14 protein-coding genes are annotated in these 19,398 nt (G+C 73.2%); 1 reads left to right on the forward strand and 13 read right to left on the reverse strand.

Annotated elements, in window-relative coordinates; all coding sequences use genetic code 11:
• Nucleotides 1-134: 134 nt before the first annotated feature.
• From DDW44_RS09735 to DDW44_RS09755, 5 genes are all read right to left on the reverse strand, one after another.
• Nucleotides 135-2,438: a xanthine dehydrogenase family protein molybdopterin-binding subunit gene (locus DDW44_RS09735; RefSeq protein WP_108906173.1), complete on the reverse strand. Its 2,304-nt coding sequence runs from the start codon at nt 2,436-2,438 to the stop codon at nt 135-137.
• The gene (locus tag DDW44_RS09740; RefSeq protein ID WP_108906174.1) at nt 2,435-4,615 is read right to left on the reverse strand and encodes a (2Fe-2S)-binding protein; all 2,181 of its coding nucleotides are present in this window, start codon (nt 4,613-4,615) and stop codon (nt 2,435-2,437) included. The genes DDW44_RS09735 and DDW44_RS09740 overlap by 4 nt, the downstream gene beginning before the upstream one ends.
• The gene (locus DDW44_RS09745) at nt 4,612-5,490 is read right to left on the reverse strand and encodes an FAD binding domain-containing protein (RefSeq protein ID WP_017947979.1); all 879 of its coding nucleotides are present in this window, start codon (nt 5,488-5,490) and stop codon (nt 4,612-4,614) included. The genes DDW44_RS09740 and DDW44_RS09745 overlap by 4 nt, the downstream gene beginning before the upstream one ends.
• An 845-nt stretch (nt 5,491-6,335) precedes the next feature.
• The gene (locus DDW44_RS09750) at nt 6,336-6,623 is read right to left on the reverse strand and encodes a DUF3039 domain-containing protein (protein ID WP_017947978.1); all 288 of its coding nucleotides are present in this window, start codon (nt 6,621-6,623) and stop codon (nt 6,336-6,338) included.
• Between the two features lie 30 nt (nt 6,624-6,653).
• Complete coding sequence (locus DDW44_RS09755) at nt 6,654-7,214, reverse strand: YqgE/AlgH family protein (RefSeq protein WP_017947977.1); 561 nt, start codon at nt 7,212-7,214, stop codon at nt 6,654-6,656.
• 286 nt (nt 7,215-7,500) lie between these two features.
• Here DDW44_RS09755 and murA point away from each other — a divergent pair, with 286 nt between their 5' ends.
• Nucleotides 7,501-8,841: a UDP-N-acetylglucosamine 1-carboxyvinyltransferase gene (murA, locus tag DDW44_RS09760; protein ID WP_017947976.1), complete on the forward strand. Its 1,341-nt coding sequence runs from the start codon at nt 7,501-7,503 to the stop codon at nt 8,839-8,841.
• Between the two features lie 359 nt (nt 8,842-9,200).
• Here the strand turns inward: murA and DDW44_RS09765 are convergent, their stop codons facing one another.
• The 8 genes from DDW44_RS09765 to DDW44_RS09800 all read right to left on the reverse strand — a co-directional run bounded on the left by DDW44_RS09765 (nt 9,201) and on the right by DDW44_RS09800 (nt 19,336).
• Entirely contained in the window at nt 9,201-9,482 is a 282-nt protein-coding gene (locus DDW44_RS09765) for an HU family DNA-binding protein (protein ID WP_017947975.1), read from the reverse strand.
• A gap of 512 nt (nt 9,483-9,994) precedes the next feature.
• Nucleotides 9,995-11,428: an NAD-dependent malic enzyme gene (locus tag DDW44_RS09770; RefSeq protein ID WP_018891580.1), complete on the reverse strand. Its 1,434-nt coding sequence runs from the start codon at nt 11,426-11,428 to the stop codon at nt 9,995-9,997.
• A gap of 662 nt (nt 11,429-12,090) precedes the next feature.
• On the reverse strand, nt 12,091-14,376 hold the full coding sequence (locus tag DDW44_RS09775) for a HelD family protein (RefSeq protein ID WP_108906175.1): 2,286 nt from the start codon (nt 14,374-14,376) through the stop codon (nt 12,091-12,093).
• Nucleotides 14,377-14,479: 103 nt separating this feature from the next.
• Nucleotides 14,480-15,331 carry an anti-sigma factor family protein gene (locus DDW44_RS09780; RefSeq protein ID WP_108906176.1) on the reverse strand — a complete coding sequence of 284 codons (852 nt, stop codon included), beginning with the start codon at nt 15,329-15,331 and terminating at the stop codon, nt 14,480-14,482.
• The gene (locus tag DDW44_RS09785) at nt 15,328-15,915 is read right to left on the reverse strand and encodes a sigma-70 family RNA polymerase sigma factor (RefSeq protein ID WP_026165301.1); all 588 of its coding nucleotides are present in this window, start codon (nt 15,913-15,915) and stop codon (nt 15,328-15,330) included. Before DDW44_RS09785 ends, DDW44_RS09780 begins: the two co-directional genes overlap by 4 nt.
• A 184-nt stretch (nt 15,916-16,099) precedes the next feature.
• Nucleotides 16,100-16,690, reverse strand: coding sequence for a CGNR zinc finger domain-containing protein (locus DDW44_RS09790; RefSeq protein ID WP_017947970.1), 591 nt, complete (start codon nt 16,688-16,690; stop codon nt 16,100-16,102).
• Between the two features lie 63 nt (nt 16,691-16,753).
• Entirely contained in the window at nt 16,754-17,908 is a 1,155-nt protein-coding gene (locus tag DDW44_RS09795) for a uroporphyrinogen-III synthase (RefSeq protein WP_108906177.1), read from the reverse strand.
• A 75-nt stretch (nt 17,909-17,983) separates the two neighbouring features.
• Nucleotides 17,984-19,336 (reverse strand): nitrate/nitrite transporter, encoded by a 1,353-nt coding sequence (locus DDW44_RS09800; RefSeq protein WP_108906178.1) that lies wholly within the window; start codon nt 19,334-19,336, stop codon nt 17,984-17,986.
• Nucleotides 19,337-19,398 lie beyond the last annotated feature (62 nt).

The raw sequence follows: 19,398 nt of genomic DNA on the forward strand, positions 1-19,398 counted from the left end.
ACGGCGTGCGGCTGTGCGGCCCGGTGTCCCCGGAACGCCTCCACATCGCTCCCTCACCAACTGACACGGCCGGCCGGGGTCGGTCTCCGTCAAACGGCTGTCGCGTCCGGTGCGCCGCCCGGGATGCGCCGCCGCTACGGCGTGGCGACCGCCCCCTGCGGCCGGATCGGGAGGCGGTTGACCGGGCGGCCGGTGGCCGCGCGGACGGCGGAGGCGACGGCGGCCGGGGAGGTGACGACCGGGACGGCGCTGGCCGCCTTCGCACCGAAGGGAGCCACCACGTCGCGTTCCTCGACGAGTTTGACGATGCGGATGTCGGGGGCGTCCAGGGCGGTCGGCAGGGCGTAGCCCGTCAGGTCGGGGTGGCGGACCAGGCCGCGGGCGGTGCGGAGGTTCTCGGTGAGGGCGGCGCCGATGCCCTGGGTGACGCCCGCCTCGATCCGGGTGGCGAGCTGGGCGGGGTTAAGGACGCGGCCCACGTCCTGGGCGACGGCCATCTCCACGACGCGCACGGCGCCGAGTTCGACGTCGACGTCGACGACCGCGCGGATCGCGCAGAAGGCGAGACCGACGAAGGCGTCGCCCTGGCCGTGGTCGTCGAGGGGCTCGGTGGGGTGCGGACGGCACTGCGCGGTGGCCCAGAGTTCCTTGCCGTCCATGGCCTCGGTGACGGTCGTGGACAGCACACCGTCATACGAGGTGATCTTGCCGTCGGTGATCTGCAGCAGTTCGGTGGACATGCCGAACTTGTGGGCCAGCGGCTGCAGCAACTGGGTACGGACCATCTTCGCTGCGCGCTCGACCGCACCGCCGGAGACCCAGGTGTGGCGCCCGTGGGCGGCGGGGCCCGCCGGAGGCTGGTCGGTGTCGACGGGGGCGACGCGCACCTCCTCGATGCCGAGCGTCTCCTGCACGATCTGACGGGCCAGGGTGGAGAACCCCTGCCCGGTCTCGACGGCCGCGCAGATGACCGTGGCCACACCGTCCTGGACCTTCACCGTGGCCGTGGAGACCTCGTCGGTTCCTTCCGCGCCGAGCATGTGGACCATGCCCAGCGCGTAGCCGACGCCGCGCCGCACCGCGCCGGGCTCGCCCGCGCCCTCGGGCCCGCCGGGCAGCAGCCAGGCGTCCTCGGGGGTGTCCTTGGGCAGGGGCGGCAGCGGGAAGTCGCGGACGGCCTGCAGCAGTTCGGCCACCGGGGCAGGGCAGGTGACGGTCTGCCCGGTGGGGAGGATGTCGCCGGTGGCGAGGACGTTGCGCAGGCGGATCTCGGCCGGGTCCAGGCCCAGCTTCGCCGCCAGCTTGTCCATCTGGGCCTCGTAGGCGGCGCAGACCTGCAGCGCGCCCTCTCCGCGCACATGGCCGGAGGGCGGGTTGTTGGTGCGGACCGCCCAGCCCTCGATGAAGGCGTGCGGCACCACGTACGGCCCGCAGGCGAAGGCGACGGCGGCGGCGAGGGACTCCGAGGAGGCGTCCGCGTACGCGCCCGCGTCCAGCAGGATCTGCGCCTCCACCTTCAGCAGCCTGCCCTCGGCGCTCGCGTGGTGGCGGTAGCGCAGCAGCGTCGGGTGGCGGTGGGCGTGGCCGAGGAAGGACTCCTCGCGGGTGGCGGCGAGCTTGACCGGGCAGCCGGTGCGCAGGGCGAGCAGTCCCAGCGGGATCTGGAAGCCCGGGTCCTCCCGGTCGCCGGTCGCGCCGGGCACGCCGGTCACGACGACCTTCACGCGCTCCTTGTCCAGGCCGAAGCAGGCGGCGGCGAGGTCGCGGTCGGTGTGCGGGTCGGTGGAGGCGGTGTAGAGCTCGACCCCGCCGTCGGGGCGCGGCACGGCGAGACCGGCCTCGGCCCCGATGGGCGCGGGGTCCTGGCGGCCGATCCGGTAGAGCCCTTCGACGACGACCTCGCCGTTGACCTCCGGGTCGCCGTAGCTCAGCGGGATGTGGCGGATGAGATTGCCGTCGGGGTGCAGCGGCTCGGCGGCGAACGCCTTCTCGGGGTCGGTGACCGGTTCGAGGACCTCGTACTCGACGGTGATCGCCGCGGCGGCGAGCCGGGCCGTGTCGGGGTGGTCGGCGGCGACCGCGGCGATGGCCTCCCCGTGGTGGCGGACGACGTCGGAGGCGAAGACGGGCCGGTCGGCGACCCCGCGTCCGTATGCGGCGTCGCCGGGTACGTCGGCATGGGTGACGACGGCCCGTACGCCGGGCATCTCGGCGGCGGCCGAGGTGTCGACGGCGGTGATCCGGGCGTGCGGGTGCGGGGAGCGCAGGATCGCCGCCCAGAGCAGCCCCTCGGCCCACAGGTCCGAGGCGTAGGGGAAGGTGCCCTCGGTCTTGGCGCGGGCGTCCGCCTGGGGGAGGGAGGCGCCGAGGCCGTGAGCCGGCGGTTCCTGCTCGGGACCGTCGACCGCGGGGGCTGCGATGGCCGCGTCGTTGCTCACACCATGCCTCCGTCGTGCGGGTGGGGCTGCACACTACCGGCGCCCGGGGGCGCCTGGTGCGGGATGCGCGCCCCGTCATGGGGTCCTTCGCGGCTCCCGTCGCCGGCCTCGGCGGCCGCTGCGGCGCTCGCCCCGCGCTCGGCGGCCACCTCGCGCACGGCGTCGAGGACGCCCCGGTAGCCGGAGCAGCGGCAGAGGTTGCCGGAGAGGGCCTGGCGGGTCTCGAGTTCCGTGGGGGCGTGGTTGCCCTCCAGCAGGTCGTGAACGGTCATGGCCATACCCGGGATGCAGAAGCCGCACTGGACGGCTCCGCACGCGGCGAGGGCGCGCTGGACGTCGGAGGGCTCACCGTCGGAGGCGAGGCCTTCGACGGTACGGACCTCGGAGCCGGCCGCGGTCGCCGCGGGCACCAGGCAGGAGGCCACGAGCCGGCCGTCGACCTGGACGTTGCAGGCACCGCACTCGCCCTGCGAGCAGCCGTCCTTGGCTCCCGCCAGGCCCAGGCGCTCCCGCAGCACATAGAGCAGCGACTCGCCGATCCAGGCGTCGGTGACGGGCCGGTCGGCTCCGTTCACGCGCAGGACGTACGAGGTGTGCGGGTGTTCGTCGTTCGCGGTCGCCGCGGTGGCGGACGCGGCAGTCTCCGCGTCGGCGGCGGACGGGTCCGCGGCCTCTCCGGCCGCTGCCTCTCCGGCCGCTGCCTCCGCGGCCGCGGGGCGGGGCGGGACGGGCGGCTCCTGGCGGGCCGAGTCGGGCGGGTACTGCCCTCCGGGCGCGGTATCGGCTCCCGCGGCCCCGAGGTCTCCGGTGTGGTCGGCGCTCTCGGTGGGGGCGGGTCCGGTGGGGTCGCTCTCGGTGCGGGCCGTGCGGGCGGTGCGGTCGGTGCCGTCGATGCCGTCGGTGCGGGCAGGCTCGGTGCTTTCGCTCCCGGTGTTCTCGGTGCCCTCGGTGCCCTCGGTGTTCTCGGTGGAGGCGAAGCTCTCGGTGGAAGCGGTCCCGGTACGGTCCGTCTCCGTGTGCCCGGCCTCGACACGACCGCTCTCGGTACGGTCGGCCGCCCCACGGTCCGGGGCGACCGCGTCGCCCTCCCCGGCGTGGGGGTGCGCCTGGTCGCCGTGCGGGCCGTACCCCGCTTCGGCGGGCTGTTCGGTGGGGAGTTCGGTGGGGAGTTCGGCGGCGGATCCGGCCCGCTCCGCCTCGGCGGGGTACACCTCGGTCGCCCAGGGGGCGGGCGCGCCGCCGGGGAGGGTGGCCGGGTAGCCGGCTCCGGGCACCGGAGTGCCGGAGGCGGGCGTACCGCCGAGTGGGGTGCCCTCGGCCGGGGTGCCGCCGTCGGGCGTCGTGGCCCACGGCGCGGGGGCGCCGCCGGGCAGGGTCGCCGGCGGGGTACGGCCGCCCCACTGCGCCAGGGCGGACGTGGAGAACTCGCCCGACTCCTCGGGGAGATCCCCCTGGGCGACGGGAATGGTCCACTGGCCGGTGAGGTCTCCCGTGGCCGCCGCCCCCGCGGGGCCGGACGACGGCTCCTCGGCCTCCGGGAACGTCCACTGCCCCGTGGCGTGCGGGTCATGGCCGCCGCCCGCACCGCCGGAGACGCGGGGACCGCCACCGCCCTCCGTGTCATGGCCGCCCAGCGAGTCGCCGCCGAGCGGGGCCGGCCCGGGGTGCGCCCCGTGCCCCGCGTAGGGCTCGCCGGCACCGCGCGGCTCCTGGGCACCGTGCAACTCCCCGGCACCGTGCGGGTCCGGGGCGCCGTACACACCCTGGGTGCCATAGGTACCGTGCGGTTCCCCGTCCCGGGAGTCCCCGTCGCCTCGGGGGCCGGGGCCGGGGTGCGCCTCGTGCCCGGCGTACGGCCGCTGCCCGGCGTACGGCTCGTAGGGGTGGTGCGGGTGGTGGTGCGGCTGCCCCGCCCCCTGAGCCTCCCAGTGGCGCGAGGCGTCGGGCGCCTGCTCCGGAACGGTCCAGTCCACCGCCTGGCCGTCCTGTGCCATGGAGGGGATCTGCGGAGGCACGTAGCCGTGGCCCGGCGCGGCGAGCGGTGCTTCGCGCATGTCGTCGGACGGCAGGTGGACGAACGCCGTGGCCTCGGCGTCGTACTCGGCGCCCTGCGGGATGGGCTGCCAGCCGCCGCCGTGCGGGGCCGTGTCCCGGGACTCGTTCTCCTCGGAGCTCACGACAGTGCCCTCCCCAGCGCTCGTCGGGCCAGCGCGGCGACCACGCGCCGCAGGTGCAGGACGGCGGGCGGCAACGGCTCTTCGCCCTCCTGGTCCGGGATGCAGGCAGCGGCCACGTACTCGCCGAAGGCCGCCAGCGCCTCGACGGCGAGTCCGCGCTCACCGTCCCAGTCGATCAGCGAGGCGATCCAGCGCTCCGCCTCCAGCGGGCGCAGCGGCATCGGGGCGATCGCGCCGACCGCGCAGCGCACCCCGCGCCGGGCCGGGTCGAGGACGACGGCGACGGACGCGGTCGCCCGGCCGGGGCCGGTACGCCCGGTGGCCTTCAGGAAGACCTGCGGGGCGTGCAGGAGCGGTACGCGCACGAAGCCGACGAGTTCGGCGGGGCCGAGCAGTTCGCGGCCGGCGAGCAGATGGGAGACGGGCATCTCGCGGATCGCCCCGTCCGGTCCCGCGATCACCAGGTCCGCCTCCAGCGCGGCCAGCACCGGCAGGGTGTCGCCGGTGGGGGCGGCGGCGACGATGTTGCCGCCGAGGGTGCCCGCGTTGCGGATCTGCGGAGGTCCGGCGGCCCGGGCCGCGGCGGCCAGCGCCGGGATGAGCGCGGCGAAGTCGGGCCGGCCCATGCGGGAGTGGGTGAGTCCGGCACCGAGCAGGGCGTGGCCGTCCTGGTACTGCCAGCCCCGGATCTCGTTGATGCGACCGAGACCGACGAGGCCCGCGGGCCTGAGCCGGCCCTTGTTGACGGCGGCCATCAGGTCCGTGCCCCCGGCGACCGGCACGGCGGCGGGCATGGCGGTGAGCGCCGCCACGGCCTCGTCGAGCGAGGCCGGCAGCGTCACGGACTGCGCCGCCTGCGGTGCGTGCGTGGTCAACCCAGCTGCCCCTTCCCGGTGTCCCGGCTGTCCGTTTGTGTTGCCGTACCGTACGTGCTCACAGCCCGGACGTGGCAACTCTGGCACATCTTCCGGGCAGTCCGACGCTGGGGTCCACGAAGGACGCATTCACCCCAGACCTCCCGGATCGAGTGAAATGCTCGAATTGACACGGCATTGCCGTCACAGGCGGATTGCCGGTCGAAGGCATTCCTTGTACGACTTTTTCCCGCGGGTGTCCACGGTCCCAGGCAGCCGGATCGGGAACAGCCCGTTGGGCCAGGGCTCACACGTTTGGGGGCGCCCCCTCGATCGGGCGTCCGAGCACACGGTCGCCTCGGCCCCGGCAACGGCCACCGGGCGTCCGGGAGTCGACGCCGAGTGCTCCCAGGCGGGCGCCGGGGCCGGGCCCTTGAGGCACTCCTCGCCGCCGGCACCGCCGGCACTCCGGACGAGGGGGGACGCGGGGAGACCGCAGCGGGCGGCCGGGGTGCGCGGAGGCGACCCCGCATGGCGGAGCGACGGAAGGCGTGAAAACGGAGCGGACCGAGCGGACCGAGCGGACGGAGCGGGCGGAGGGGGCAGAGCGGAGCGGGCGGTACCGCGCATGATGGCCGGGCGAGCCCGCCGCGCATGGCCGCCGGGCAGGGTCACCGCGCATGGCCGCCAGGCAGGGTCACCGGGCATGGCCGCCGGGCAGGGGCACTCGGGCGAGGCCGCCAGGCGAAGTCACCGCGTACGGCCGCCGGTCAAGGCGAACGGCCCTCGGGGCGCACCGGTGTGCGCCCCGAGGGCCGTTCCCGAGCCGGAAGGGAGTGCGGGCGGCCGGCGGACCGGCCGTCCTGCTACTTCTTGTCCTTGCCGCCCTTGTCCTTGTCCCCGCCGGGGCCCATGGACTCGTAGATCTCCTTGCACATCGGGCACACCGGGTACTTCTTCGGGTCGCGCCCCGGCACCCAGACCTTGCCGCACAGTGCCACCACGGGAGTGCCGTCGAGGGCACTCGCCATGATCTTGTCCTTCTGGACGTAATGGGCGAAGCGCTCGTGGTCGCCGTCGCCGTGCGACACCTGAGGTGTCGGTTCCACGAGGGTGCCCGTACCTGCCCCGCGCTCGGGCTCGAGAGTGCTCATAGGTGCCAAGGGTACTCAAGCCGAGCGGATTCAGTTCAGCGACGGGTCGTCCGGATAGGTGGCCACCATCGCGAGTTCGTTGCGCTGCCGGCGCAGCACGGACCGCCACAGCGACTCGGGCCGCGGGGAGGACACGTCGCCGGGCTCGGACTCCACCACGTACCAGGCCCCCTCCCTCAGCTCGTCCTCCAGCTGGCCCGGGCCCCAGCCCGCGTACCCCGCGAAGATCCGCAGCGAGCCGACCGAGGAGGCGAGCAGTTCCGGCGGGGCCTCCAGGTCGACGAGCCCGATCGCACCGTGGACCCTGCGCCAGCCGAGGGGGCCCTCGTCGCCGGGGATGACGGCGAGGCCGAGCGCCGAGTCCAGGGAGACGGGACCGCCCTGGAAGACCACGCCGGGCTCGCCGGCCAGACCGGCCCAGGACTCCAGGATGTCGCCGACGCCGACGGGGGTGGGCCGGTTGAGGACCACGCCGAGCGACCCCTCCTCGTCGTGGTCGAGCAGGAGCACCACCGCGCGGTCGAAGTTCGGGTCCGCGAGGACCGGAGTGGCGACGAGCAGCCGCCCTGTGAGGGAGGACACCTCGGTCATGGGAGACATGATCCCGCATCTTCGCCCTCCACGGGGAGCGGGCGTCGCGGTCCGGGCCGACGCAGCTCAGGGCGCACCGCTGCAGCCGGAGGGCGCGCCCGCCGGAACAAGCGGACGGTGACCCTCCGCAGGCGCGCCGGAACAGAGTGCATTGTGCCGGATTCATTACACCCGCGGAGTGCCCTTGGCCTTACGGGACGGGGGTAGGAGGGCCTTAACCTTTTCTCTGGCCCCTGCCCGACCTCCTCCCCGGCTCCCTGGGGGGACCCTCCGGAACGCGAGATTCATGACCGGCACAGACGATGTACTGCTTGTCCACGGCGGAACCCCGCTGGAGGGCGAGATCCGCGTCCGAGGCGCCAAGAACCTGGTGCCGAAGGCTATGGTCGCCGCGCTGCTCGGCAGCGAGCCGAGCCGGCTGCGCAACGTGCCCGACATCCGCGACGTGCGGGTGGTACGAGGGCTGCTGCAGCTGCACGGTGTGACGGTGCGGCCGGGTGAGGAGCCCGGCGAACTGGTGCTCGACCCGACGCACGTCGAGAGCGCGAACGTCGCGGACATCGACGCCCACGCCGGCTCCTCGCGCATCCCGATCCTGTTCTGCGGCCCGCTGCTGCACCGGCTCGGGCACGCCTTCATCCCGGGTCTGGGCGGCTGCGACATCGGCGGCCGGCCCATCGACTTCCACTTCGACGTGCTGCGCCAGTTCGGCGCGAAGATCGAGAAGCGGGCGGACGGACAGTACCTGGAGGCCCCGCAGCGGCTTCGCGGATGCAAGATCCGGCTGCCGTACCCGTCGGTCGGCTCCACCGAGCAGGTGCTGCTGACGGCCGTGCTGGCCGAGGGGGTCACCGAGCTGTCGAACGCGGCGGTCGAGCCCGAGATCGAGGACCTGATCTGCGTCCTGCAGAAGATGGGCGCGATCATCTCCATGGACACCGACCGCACCATCCGGATCACCGGCGTCGACCGTCTCGGCGGCTACACCCACCGCGCGCTGCCGGACCGTCTGGAGGCGGCCTCCTGGGCGTCGGCGGCGCTGGCGACCGAGGGCAACATCTACGTACGCGGCGCGCAGCAGCGGTCGATGATGACCTTCCTCAACACGTACCGGAAGGTCGGTGGCGCCTTCGAGATCGACGACGAGGGCATCCGCTTCTGGCACCCGGGCGGCTCCCTCAACGCGATCGCCCTGGAGACGGACGTGCACCCCGGCTTCCAGACGGACTGGCAGCAGCCCCTGGTGGTGGCGCTGACGCAGGCGGCCGGCCTGTCGATCGTGCACGAGACGGTGTACGAGTCGCGGCTGGGCTTCACCTCGGCGCTCAACCAGATGGGTGCGCACATCCAGCTGTACCGGGAGTGCCTGGGCGGCTCGGACTGCCGCTTCGGCCAGCGCAACTTCCTGCACTCGGCCGTCGTGTCCGGCCCGACGAAACTGCAGGGCGCGGATCTGGTGATCCCGGACCTGCGCGGCGGCTTCTCCTACCTGATCGCGGCGCTGGCGGCGCAGGGGACGTCCCGGGTGCACGGGATCGACCTGATCAACCGCGGCTACGAGAACTTCATGGAGAAGCTGGTGGAGCTCGGCGCCAAGGTCGAGCTGCCGCGCGGCGCGGTCGTCTGACCTCGCGGTCGTCCGACCCAGCCCGCCCCGCCGAGCGCCGGCCCGGCCGCCCCGCGGCCACCGGCGCTCGGCGCGTTTCCAGGGCCTTCCGGCGACGGCGGCGGCAACCGCTGCGGGCCGGGGCGCGGACCGTACGCCGGCAGGGGTACGGTCCGCGCCCCGGCCCGTACGCCGTGGTGGGTTCCGGGACCGCGTGGCGGCCGCATGAGGGCCGCCTGCCCGACCGCAAGAACGCCACACGTCCGGCCACGGCCGTCACCGTCCGGGCGCGGGAGACCCGCCCGCGGCGCGTACCGCCCCGGGACGGCACAAGGGCGGCCACCCCCCGACGGGAAGTGGCCGCCCTCGCGTTCTGAGGCTTACTTGCCCTTCGCGGCTTCCTTGAGCTTGGAGCCCGCGGAGACCTTCACGCTGTAGCCGGCCGGGATCTGGATCGGGTCGCCGGTCTGCGGGTTGCGGGCGGTGCGAGCGGCACGGTGGGTGCGCTCGAAGGTCAGGAAACCGGGGATGGTGACCTTCTCGTCGCCCTTGGCGACGATCTCGCCGACGACCTCGGCGAAGGCGGCCAGCACAGCGTCGGCGTCCTTGCGGGTCACCTCGGCACGGTCGGCCAGCGCGGCCACCAGCTCACTGCGGTTCATGTTCTTACTCCCGTGTTCTTCTTGCCTGTGAGGCGTGAGATCGAAGCCGATGCTGCCAGGGCCCTCGGACAGTTCCCCGGACCCGGGTCTGCTGTCAGACCCTCGCGCCCAATTGAGCATCCTGCCCCCACCAGCGGCGGGAAAGCCAATCCGGCACCCTCCGGAGTCACACGAAAAGCGCCACTGGCTCGTTCCGGTGACGTTCCGTCGACTCCCTGCGGACTCCATGAAGCCGAAACGGCCGGAAGCACCCGCCGGAGGTGGGTCCTCCGAAGTCGTGCGGCCCGTCGCGGGCCCATGGTCCGCCACCCTACGGGCGGTCTTCCGGGCCCGCGACCCGCGACGCGCCGGACGCGGGCCGGGCCGGCACCCGACCCGGCCGCGTCCGCGGCCCGCACCGCGCGTCCCGGACGGTCCCGGCGACCGCCCCCGGGGTCCTCGGCCCAGCCTCGACCCCGCGCCGCCGTACTCAGGCCGGGCCGGACTCAGACCGCGCCGTACTCAGACCGTACTCAGACCGCGCCGGCGTCCGACGCAGTGGCGCCCGCGGCCCGCGCCGCGTCCCGGACGGCGCCGGCGACCGCGCCCGCCACCTTGTCGTTGAAGACGGACGGGATGATGTAGTTCGGGTTGAGCTCGTCCTCGGTGACGACGTCCGCCAGCGCCGCGGCCGCGGCGAGCATCATCTCCGTGTTGACCGTGCGCGACTGCGCGTCCAGGAGACCGCGGAAGACACCGGGGAAGACCAGCACGTTGTTGATCTGGTTCGGGAAGTCGCTGCGGCCGGTGGCCACAACTGCCGCGGTCTGGCGGGCGATTGCCGGGTCCACCTCGGGGTCGGGGTTCGCGAGCGCGAAGACGATCGCGTCGTCCGCCATCCCGGCGACGTCCTCCGGACCGAGTACGTTCGGGGCGGAGACGCCGATGAACACGTCGGCCCCGCGCACCGCTTCCTTCAGCGTGCCGGTGACGCCCTCGGGGTTGGTGTTGTCGGCGATCCACCGCAGTGCCGATCCGGGCGCGGCGTCCACCAGGTCCTCGCGGCCGGCGTGCACGACGCCGTGGATGTCGGCGACCACGGCGTGCTTGACGCCGGCTGCGATGAGGAGCTTCAGGATGGCCGTACCGGCCGCCCCGGCGCCGGACATGACGACCCGGACGTCCCCGACCTGCTTGCCCACCACGCGCAGCGCGTTGGTGAGGGCGGCGAGCACGACGATCGCGGTGCCGTGCTGGTCGTCGTGGAAGACGGGGATGTCGAGGGCCTCGCGCAGCCGTGCCTCGATCTCGAAGCAGCGGGGCGCGGAGATGTCCTCCAGGTTGATGCCGGCGAAGCCGGGGGCGATGGCCTTGACGATCTCGACGATGGCGTCGGTGTCCTGGGTGTCCAGGCAGATCGGCCAGGCGTCGATGCCGGCGAAGCGCTTGAAGAGCGCCGCCTTGCCCTCCATGACGGGCAGGGCGGCCTTCGGGCCGATGTTGCCGAGGCCGAGGACCGCGGAGCCGTCGGTCACGACCGCGACGGAGTTGCGTTTGATGGTGAGGCGGCGGGCGTCCTCGGGGTTCTCGGCGATGGCCATGCAGACGCGCGCCACACCCGGGGTGTAGACCATGGAGAGGTCGTCGCGGTTGCGGATGGGGTGCTTGGACTGCATCTCGATCTTGCCGCCGAGGTGCATGAGGAACGTCCGGTCGGACACCTTGCCGAGGGTGACGCCCTCGATGCCGCGCAGCTTCTCGACGATCTCGTCGGCGTGTGTGGTGGAGGTCGCCGCGATGGTGACGTCGATCCGGAGCTTCTCGTGCCCGGACGCCGTGACGTCGAGACCGGAGACCGAGCCGCCGGAGGACTCCACCGCCGTGGTGAGCTGCGAGACTGCGGTTCCGCTCGCGGGCACCTCCAGCCGGACCGTCATCGAGTACGAGACGCTGGGCGCCGTTGCCATGGCCGAGTTCCTCTGCTTTCCCTAGCTTCGTTGCCGCACCGCCCGGTGAGGACCGGGCGGGGCCATCCGATGGTCGCACCTACCTGCCAGTAGCAGGTAATACTGGTCGTTTTGGTTTCGGAAAACTCTTTCCACCATACGAGAGGGCCGGGGGCGAACAGAAGTCGGGATGCACGGCAGGACGGGCACCGGACCCGCAAGGGACGGGCACTCGGGCCCACGACGGGCAGGAGGCGGGCAGGAAGCGCGCAGGAAGCGGGCAGGCAGCGACCAGGGGGGCAGGGGGGCGGAACGACGGAAGAGGTCCGCCTCACCGTGGTGACGCGAACCTCTTCCGGGTGTCCGATGACACCGACCCGCCATGCTCGCCTCGCGGCAAGTGGTCCCTCTGAGGGACGAAGGTTGGGCCCGGGGGCTTGGATCGGGCCGGTGCCACACACAGGCTAACAAAGAGTCCCGGAAGGTGATTCCCCCCTCGGCGAGTTGACCCTTTCGGCTGCCCGCTCCCCCGGCCGGCCGGACCTTCCGCACCCTCCGTGCCCCAGTGCCCCAGTGCCCCAGTGCCCCAGTGCCTCCGCACCCTCAACCCTCAGTGCCCCAGTGCCTCCGCACCTCCGTGCACCAGTGCCTCCGCACCCTCAGTGCCCCTGCGCCTCCGCGCCTCAGTCCCTCAGCAGGTCCGGGACCCCGTCCGCGTCCGGCTCGTCGCGCCGTCCCGAGACCACGGTGAGCCGCTGGGTGGCGCGGGTCAGCGCCACGTACAGCACCCGCAGACCGGCCGGCGACTCGTCGGCGATCTCCGCGGGGGACACGACCACCGTGGCGTCGTACTCCAGCCCCTTCGCCTCCAGCGAGCCGAGGGCGACCGCGCGGTCGCCGAGCCCGTCGAGCCAGCGGGCGGCCTCCTCGCGCCGGTCCATCGCGACGACGACGCCGACGGTGCCGTCCACCTCGTCCAGCAGGCGCTGGGTCTCCTGCCGCACCGTCCCCTCCAGGTCGCCCCTGGCCACCGCGAACCGGGGCCGCAGGCCGGTCGAGCGGACGGCGCGGGGCGCCACCATCCCCGGCATGGCCAGCGTCAGCACCCGGGCGGCGAGCTCGGCGACCTCGGAGGGGTTGCGGTAGTTCACGGTGAGCTCGAAGCGCCGGCGCGGCCGGGTGCCGAGGGCGTCGTCGCGTGCCTCGGCGGCCTCGTCCGGGTCCGACCAGGAGGACTGGGCGGGGTCGCCCACGATCGTCCAGGTGGCGTGCCGCCCGCGGCGGCCCACCATCCGCCACTGCATGGGGGTGAGGTCCTGGGCCTCGTCGACGATGACATGGGCGTACTCGGTGCGCTCCGCGGCGAGCCGCTCGGCCCGCTCGCGCTGGGACTCCTCGCGCTGCGGCATCAGCTCCTCCAGCCCGGTGAGCTGGTCCAGCGGGTCGACCTCGCGCTTGCGCTTCGGCCGGGCGGGCGAGCCGAGGATCGCCTGCAGCTCGTCGAGGACCGCCACGTCGTGCACGGACAGGCCGTCGCGTCTCAGGCTGCGGGCGACCCTGCGCACCTCACCGGGGTTGAGGACGCGGCGCGACCAGCGGCCCAGCCGCCGCTCGTCGGCCATCGCGGCGAGCACCCCGCGCGGTGTCAGCTCGGGCCACCAGGCGTCCAGGAAGTCGGCGAACGAGTCCTCCGAGCTGACGTCCTCGTCGAAGGAGGAGCGCAGCTCGGCGGCGAGTTCCGGGTCGCTGTGCCGTCCGGCCGCCCCCGACGCGGCGTACAGGGCGTCCAGCAGCAGTCTGCGGGCGCGCGGCCGCAGCAGGTTGATCGGCGCGGTGCCGCCGAGGACGCTGTGGCGGATGCGCTGGAGCTCGTCGGCCTCCAGCTCCAGCCGGCGGCCGAAGGCGACGACCCGCAGCCGGTCGGGGGTGCCGCCGAGTTCCAGGGCGCCGCGGGCCGCCTTGCGCAGCACCTTCAGCATCCGCAGGGAGCCCTTGACCCGGGCGACCGCCGGGTCGTCGTACGTCGTGGCCTCGGCGCCGTCCACCAGGGAGCCCACCGCCCGGATCGCCACCTGCCCCTCCTCGCCCAGCGAGGGCAGCACGCCCTCGGTGTAGGCGACCAGCAGCGGTGTCGGGGAGACGACGAGGATGCCGCCGGCGTACCGGCGCCGGTCCTGGTAGAGCAGGTACGCGGCCCGGTGCAGCGCGACGGCGGTCTTGCCGGTGCCGGGGCCGCCGGAGACCTCCGTGACCGAGGCCGCGGGTGCCCTGATCACCAGGTCCTGCTCGGCCTGGATGGAGGCCACGATGTCCCGCATGGTGTGGGTACGGGCCTGGCCGAGCGCGGCCATCAGGGCGCCGTCGCCGATGACGGGCAGTTCGGCGCCGCCGAGCCGGGCGGTCAGCTCGGGGCGCATCAGGTCGTCCTCGACGCCGAGGACCCGGCGGCCCTTGGAGCGGATGACCCGGCGGCGTACGACACGGCCGGGGTCGACCGGCGTGGAGCGGTAGAACGGCGCCGCGGCGGGCGCGCGCCAGTCGATGACCAGGGGCGCGTAGTCGGAGTCGAGCACGCCGATCCGGCCGATGTGCAGTGTCTCGGCGATGTCGGCGTGCTGCCCCGTCTCGTCCGACCGCACGGCGTCCTCGGCGGGCTCGACGGAGGTGTAGGCGCCGTCGGGCCCCTTCTTGCCGTCCTTGCCGCGCAGCAGGTCGATGCGGCCGAACAGGAAGTCCTCGAACTCGCTGTTGAGCCGGTTGAGGTGGATCCCGGCGCGGAACACCTGGGCGTCCCGTTCGGCGAGCGCGCCGGGCGTGCCGACCTGGCCGCGTTTGGCGGCGTCGTCCATCAGGAACTCCGCCTCGTGGATCTTCTCCTCGAGCCGGTGGTACACCTGGTCCAGATGGTCCTGTTCGACAAGGATCTCGCGGTCCCGGACCGAGTCGACAGCGGCTTCCTGCGCGGCCACCCGTGGCCCCCTTCTGACGTGCACTGGGCAGCCGTCAACCGTACGCGAAGGGGGCCGTTATGTCAGGCGGTGGGTCCGCCGTCGTGTTCCGGGTGTCCTCGGCTCAGGCGCCGACCTCCACCAGGCGCTTCCCGTCGAAGGTGCGGACCTCGAAGTGATCGATCTCGTTGCGGTCGAGGGCGGCGCCGCCGTGGATGTACAGCGGCTTCCTGGCCTCCTTGTCCGTGCTGTCCGCGATGCCGTACCCGCGCTCGGGGACGGACCAGGACGTCACGACCTCCTCCTCACCGCTCTTGGAGACGGCGATGAGGCTGCACTTCAGCGGGCCCTTGACGTTCTTGAGCTCCAGGACCGCGTGGGTGCCCCAGCCCTTCTCCTCCAGGCCGACGGTGGCGGTGACCCGGGTGACCGCGTCCGTCGCCTCGACCTTCTCCGCCATGCCGTCGAAGAACGCGTCCTCCGCGGCGCTGGTCGGATGGGGTGCCGCGACATTGCCCGCGGTGGCGTCGTCCTGGGTGACGACCACCGCGACGGCGGGTCCGCCGAGGATCAGCACGGCCGACGCCGCGATCATGTACATACTGCGGCGGCGCTTGCGGGAGCGTTTCACCGCGACCTCGTCCACGAGCCGGTCCAGCAGTTGCGGGCTCGGCGCGGTGGGGACCGTGGCCGCGGCGCGGGCCGGGGGCTGCATGATCCTGCTGTCGAAGGGCAGCGAGGTCGGCTGCCGGGGCACGGCCGGCCGGGCCGGGGCATCGGCGAGCATCGCCAGCATCGGCTCCATGCCCGCGAACTCCTCGAGGTGGGCGGCACAGATGTCGCAGCCGGCCAGATGCGCCTCGAACGCGGTGGCTTCAGCGTCGTCGAGGATGCCGAGGACGTACGCCCCGGCCGTCTCGTGGATCGACCCCTCTTCGGACTGTCCGAACTGCCCGAACTGGTCCTGCCTGTTCATGCCGTGACCCCCCTCTCCTCCAGTGCGAGCTTCATGGAACGCAGTGCGTAGAACACCCGGGACCGCACGGTCCCGCTGGGTATGCCGAGCTTCTCGGCCGCCTCATTGACCGTACGCCCTTTGAAATACGTCTCGACGAGTACTTCCCTGTGAGCAGGGGTCAAATCATCGAGCGCATCGGATAGCGTCATCAGCCACAACGCCTTGTCGATCTCGTCCTCCGCGGGCATGACCTCCAGCGGCGACGGATCGACCTCCTGCGGCCGGGCCTGCCGGCTGCGGTGACCGTCGATGACGATACGCCGTGCGACCGTCACCAGCCAGGGTCGGACAGAGCCGGTGGCCCGATTGAGCTGACCGGCGTTCTTCCAGGCACGGATGAGCGTCTCCTGTACCACGTCCTCGGCACGCTGGCGGTCGCCGGCCACGAGGCGGAGCACATAGGCGAGGAGGGGTCCGGCGTGCTCCTGATACAGCACGCGCATCAGCTCCTCGTCAGGGACGGATGTGCTGGTGCGCGACGAGTCGGCGCGATGCCGGGCCCTGCCTGAACGGTCATCGGCCACGGCGGCATCCTTGCGCACCTGAACCTCCCGGTCGAGACCCTGTCTGGTGTCTGACTGCTTGTCTGTCGTCCATCACTACGGGGCAGTCCGCCGATTCACTCAACGCGACGGGGAAAAACTTCCCGAATTCTTCGGCGGGGTACCGGCAGGAGCGGCGGATCAGCGCGCGATACCGGTCGTACCACCGCAAAATGACGTCGTGTCAGGCCTGGGTGAGGGCGGCGCGGCGCCGATGCCGGGCCACCCGCTCCCGGTTGCCGCACACCTCGCTGGAGCACCAGCGACGGCGACGACCCCGGGATGTGTCCAGATACACACGGCGGCAGCCGTCGCCCTCGCAGCGGCGGAGCCGGGCGCGGGCCACCGGGTCGGTGAGCAGGTCCACGGCGTCGCGGGCGACGGCGGCGAGCAGCGCGGCGCACTCGGGGCGGGCGATCGGGGCCCGGACGAGTTCGCCGTCGCCGTCGCGCACGGCGGTGACGGCCGGCGGGGCGGCGGCGGCGAACGCGTTGAGCCGCGCCAGGGCGCCGTCCGGGCCTGTGTGGCGTACGGGTGCGGGCCCGCCCGGACGGCGGTCGATCTGGGCGTCCACCAGACGTCCCACACAGGCCCGGAGTTCCTGGAACGGGGCGACCCAGCAGGCGGTCACCGCTCCCAGCGGGGTGCCCGGCGGCAGCAGACCGGCCGCCATGAGCCAGCTGCCGAGCCCTTCGGGGCCGTCCGGTCGCGCCGCAACGAGATCCAGGCAGACGCGCCCGGAGTCGAACCGCCCGTCGTTCGAGCCGATGCCCATGACTTCCAGGGTGCCCGTGCGAGCGCCCCCCGTGAACCCCCCGGGCGTCCCCCGCGCGCCCGGTCAGGTGTCCGCGTACTTGGTGTCGGCCACCGGGTCGAGGGCGAGGCGGTAGCCGCGCTTCACCACGGTCTGGATGAGGTTGGGGGTGCCGAGGGCGGCGCGCAGTCGGGCCATCGCCGTCTCCACGGCGTGCTCGTCGCGCCCGGCCCCGGGCAGCGCGCGCAGCAGGTCGGCGCGGGAGACCACCCAGCCGGGGCGGCGGGCCAGGGTGTTGAGCAGCGACATCCCGGCGGGCGGCACCGGGCGCACGCTGCCGTCGACGAGGACGGCATGGCCGCGGATCTCGACCTGGTGGCCCGCCACCGGCAGCGTCCGGGCCCGTGCGGGCAGCTCGACGCAGAGCAGCTGGACGAGCGGGCCCAGCCGAAACCGGTCGGGCTGGACCGTGTCCAGCCCGTGCGCCTGGAGCGGAAGGGCCGTGACCGGACCCACACAGGCCGGGAGGACGTCGTGGGCGAGCGCGTCCAGCAGCTCCGGCAGCAGCCCGCGGTCCTCGGCACGGGAGAAGAGCGACGCCGCGGCCGGGGCGCTGGTGAAGGTCAGCGCGTTCAGCGACCGCCCGACCGCCGCGTCGAGCAGCCGGTCGAGCGGGGCGAGGTCCTCCGGCGGCATCCACCGGTAGACGGGGACGACGACGACCTCGGCGCCCCCGGCCCGCAGTGCCTCCACGAACCCGGGCAGCGGCTCACCGTGCAGTTGCAGCGCCACCCGGCGGTCCGCGACGCCCTCGGCGAGGAGCCGGTCGAGTACCTCGGCCATCGACTCGGACGTCGGCGACCAGGCCTCGGTGAGCCCGGCCGCCCGGATGGCGCCCTTCACCTTCGGCCCGCGCGCGAGGAGTTCGACGCCGCGCAGGCAGGAGAGCAGCTCCTCGCCGAAGCCCCAGCCGTCGGCGGCCGCCACCCAGCCCCGGAAGCCGATGGCGGTGGTGGCGACCACCACGTCCGGGGCGTCGTCGATGAGGTCCTTGGTGGCGGCGAGCAACTCGCCGTCGTCCGCGAGGGGAACGATCCGCAGGGCGGGTGCGTGGAGCACCGTCGCCCCGCGGCGTTGCAGCAGCGCGCCGAGTTCGTCCGCGCGCCGGGCCGCGGTGACTCCGACCGTGAAGCCCGAGAGCGGGGCGACCGCGGGAGCGCCGTGCTGTTCCTGGTACATGCCGACCGAGCCTGGCAAGGAAGCGTGACAGGCTCGGTTCGGCTGCGTTTCCCCGTGGTTACGAGGCACTCCTGCTCACACCTCGGCGTAGCTGAGCTGCGGCTTCGTCTCGGTCGTGGCGGCCGGTGCGGCGGTGCGGGCGGGCTTGCGAAGGTATACCGCCCAGGTGACCGCGCAGCAGACCGCGTAGCAGACGAGGAAGGCGACGAAGGCACCCGTGCCCGTCCCGACGGTGAGGAACGACTGCCGGAAGGCCAGGTTGATGGCGAGCCCGCCGAGCGCGCCCACCGCGCCGATCAGCCCCATCGACGCCCCGGAAAGCCGGCGCCCGTACGCCTCGGCCGCCTCCCCCGTCATACCGACGGCCAGCGCCTTGGCCTGGAAGATGCCGGGGATCATCTTGTACGTGGAGCCGTTGCCGAGCCCGCTGAGGATGAACAGGGCGATGAAGCCGGCCAGGAACAGCGGCAGCGACTCGGACACCGAGGCGAAGACGACGACCACGGTGGCCGCGGCCATCGCGGCGAAGGTCCACAGGGTGATCCTGGCCCCGCCGAAGCGGTCCGCGAGCGAGCCGCCGACGGGCCGGATGAGGGAGCCGAGCAGCGGCCCGATGAAGGTGAGCGACGCGGCCTGCAGCGGGGTGCGCCCGAACTGGGTCTGGAGCACCAGGCCGAAGGCGAAGCTGTAGCCGATGAAGGAGCCGAACGTCCCGATGTAGAGGAACGACATGATCCAGGTGTGCGGGTCCCGGACCGCCTCCTTCGCGGCCCCGGTGTCGTTCTTCACGGGCGCCAGGTTGTCCATGAACAGCGCGGCGCACAGCGCGGACACCACGATCAGCGGGATGTAGACGCCCAGCACGATCCTGGGGTGGGCGGCGCCCGCCAGCCCGATGACCAGCAGGCCGACGAGCTGCACCACGGGGACGCCGATGTTGCCGCCGCCCGCGTTCAGCCCGAGCGCCCAGCCCTTCTTCCGCAGCGGGAAGAAGGAGTTGATGTTGGTCATCGAGGAGGCGAAGTTGCCGCCGCCGACGCCGGTGAGGGCGGCCACCGCGAGGAACGTCCCGTACGACGTCCCCGGCTCCATGACCGCGAACGCGGCCCCGGTCGGCAGCAGCAGCATCAGCGCGCTGAAGACCGTCCAGTTCCGGCCGCCGAAGCGGGCGACGGCGAAGGTGTAGGGCACCCTGATCACAGCCCCGACCAGGGTCGCGGTCGCGATCAGGAAGAACTTCCCGGCCGGGTCGACCCCGTACTCGGGCCCCATGAACAGCACCATCACGGACCACAGCGTCCAGATGGAGAAGCCGATGTGCTCGGACAGGACGGAGAAGTAGAGGTTCCGCCGGGCGATCCGCTCGCCCTTCTCCTTCCAGAAGGTCTCGTCCTCCGGGTCCCACTGCTCGATCCACCTGCCGGCCATGGCGTGCCTCCACTGATGCTCCGGGTAGTGGATCCGACGGTAGGCATCGCCGGTTTCAGCTT

Origin of the sequence: Streptomyces tirandamycinicus (assembly GCF_003097515.1) — a bacterium.
GTDB lineage: Bacteria > Actinomycetota > Actinomycetes > Streptomycetales > Streptomycetaceae > Streptomyces > Streptomyces tirandamycinicus.

Bases quoted from the DNA above. Each gene is read 5' to 3' on its own strand.
- DDW44_RS09750 (WP_017947978.1), bottom strand. From the start codon at position 6,623: ATGAGCACTCTCGAGCCCGAGCGCGGGGCAGGTACGGGCACCCTCGTG.
- DDW44_RS09755 (WP_017947977.1), bottom strand. From the start codon at position 7,214: ATGACCGAGGTGTCCTCCCTCACAGGGCGGCTGCTCGTCGCCACTCCG.
- murA (WP_017947976.1), top strand. From the start codon at position 7,501: ATGACCGGCACAGACGATGTACTGCTTGTCCACGGCGGAACCCCGCTG.
- DDW44_RS09765 (WP_017947975.1), bottom strand. From the start codon at position 9,482: ATGAACCGCAGTGAGCTGGTGGCCGCGCTGGCCGACCGTGCCGAGGTG.
- DDW44_RS09770 (WP_018891580.1), bottom strand. From the start codon at position 11,428: ATGGCAACGGCGCCCAGCGTCTCGTACTCGATGACGGTCCGGCTGGAG.
- DDW44_RS09780 (WP_108906176.1), bottom strand. From the start codon at position 15,331: ATGAACAGGCAGGACCAGTTCGGGCAGTTCGGACAGTCCGAAGAGGGG.
- DDW44_RS09790 (WP_017947970.1), bottom strand. From the start codon at position 16,690: ATGGGCATCGGCTCGAACGACGGGCGGTTCGACTCCGGGCGCGTCTGC.
- DDW44_RS09795 (WP_108906177.1), bottom strand. From the start codon at position 17,908: ATGTACCAGGAACAGCACGGCGCTCCCGCGGTCGCCCCGCTCTCGGGC.
- DDW44_RS09800 (WP_108906178.1), bottom strand. From the start codon at position 19,336: ATGGCCGGCAGGTGGATCGAGCAGTGGGACCCGGAGGACGAGACCTTC.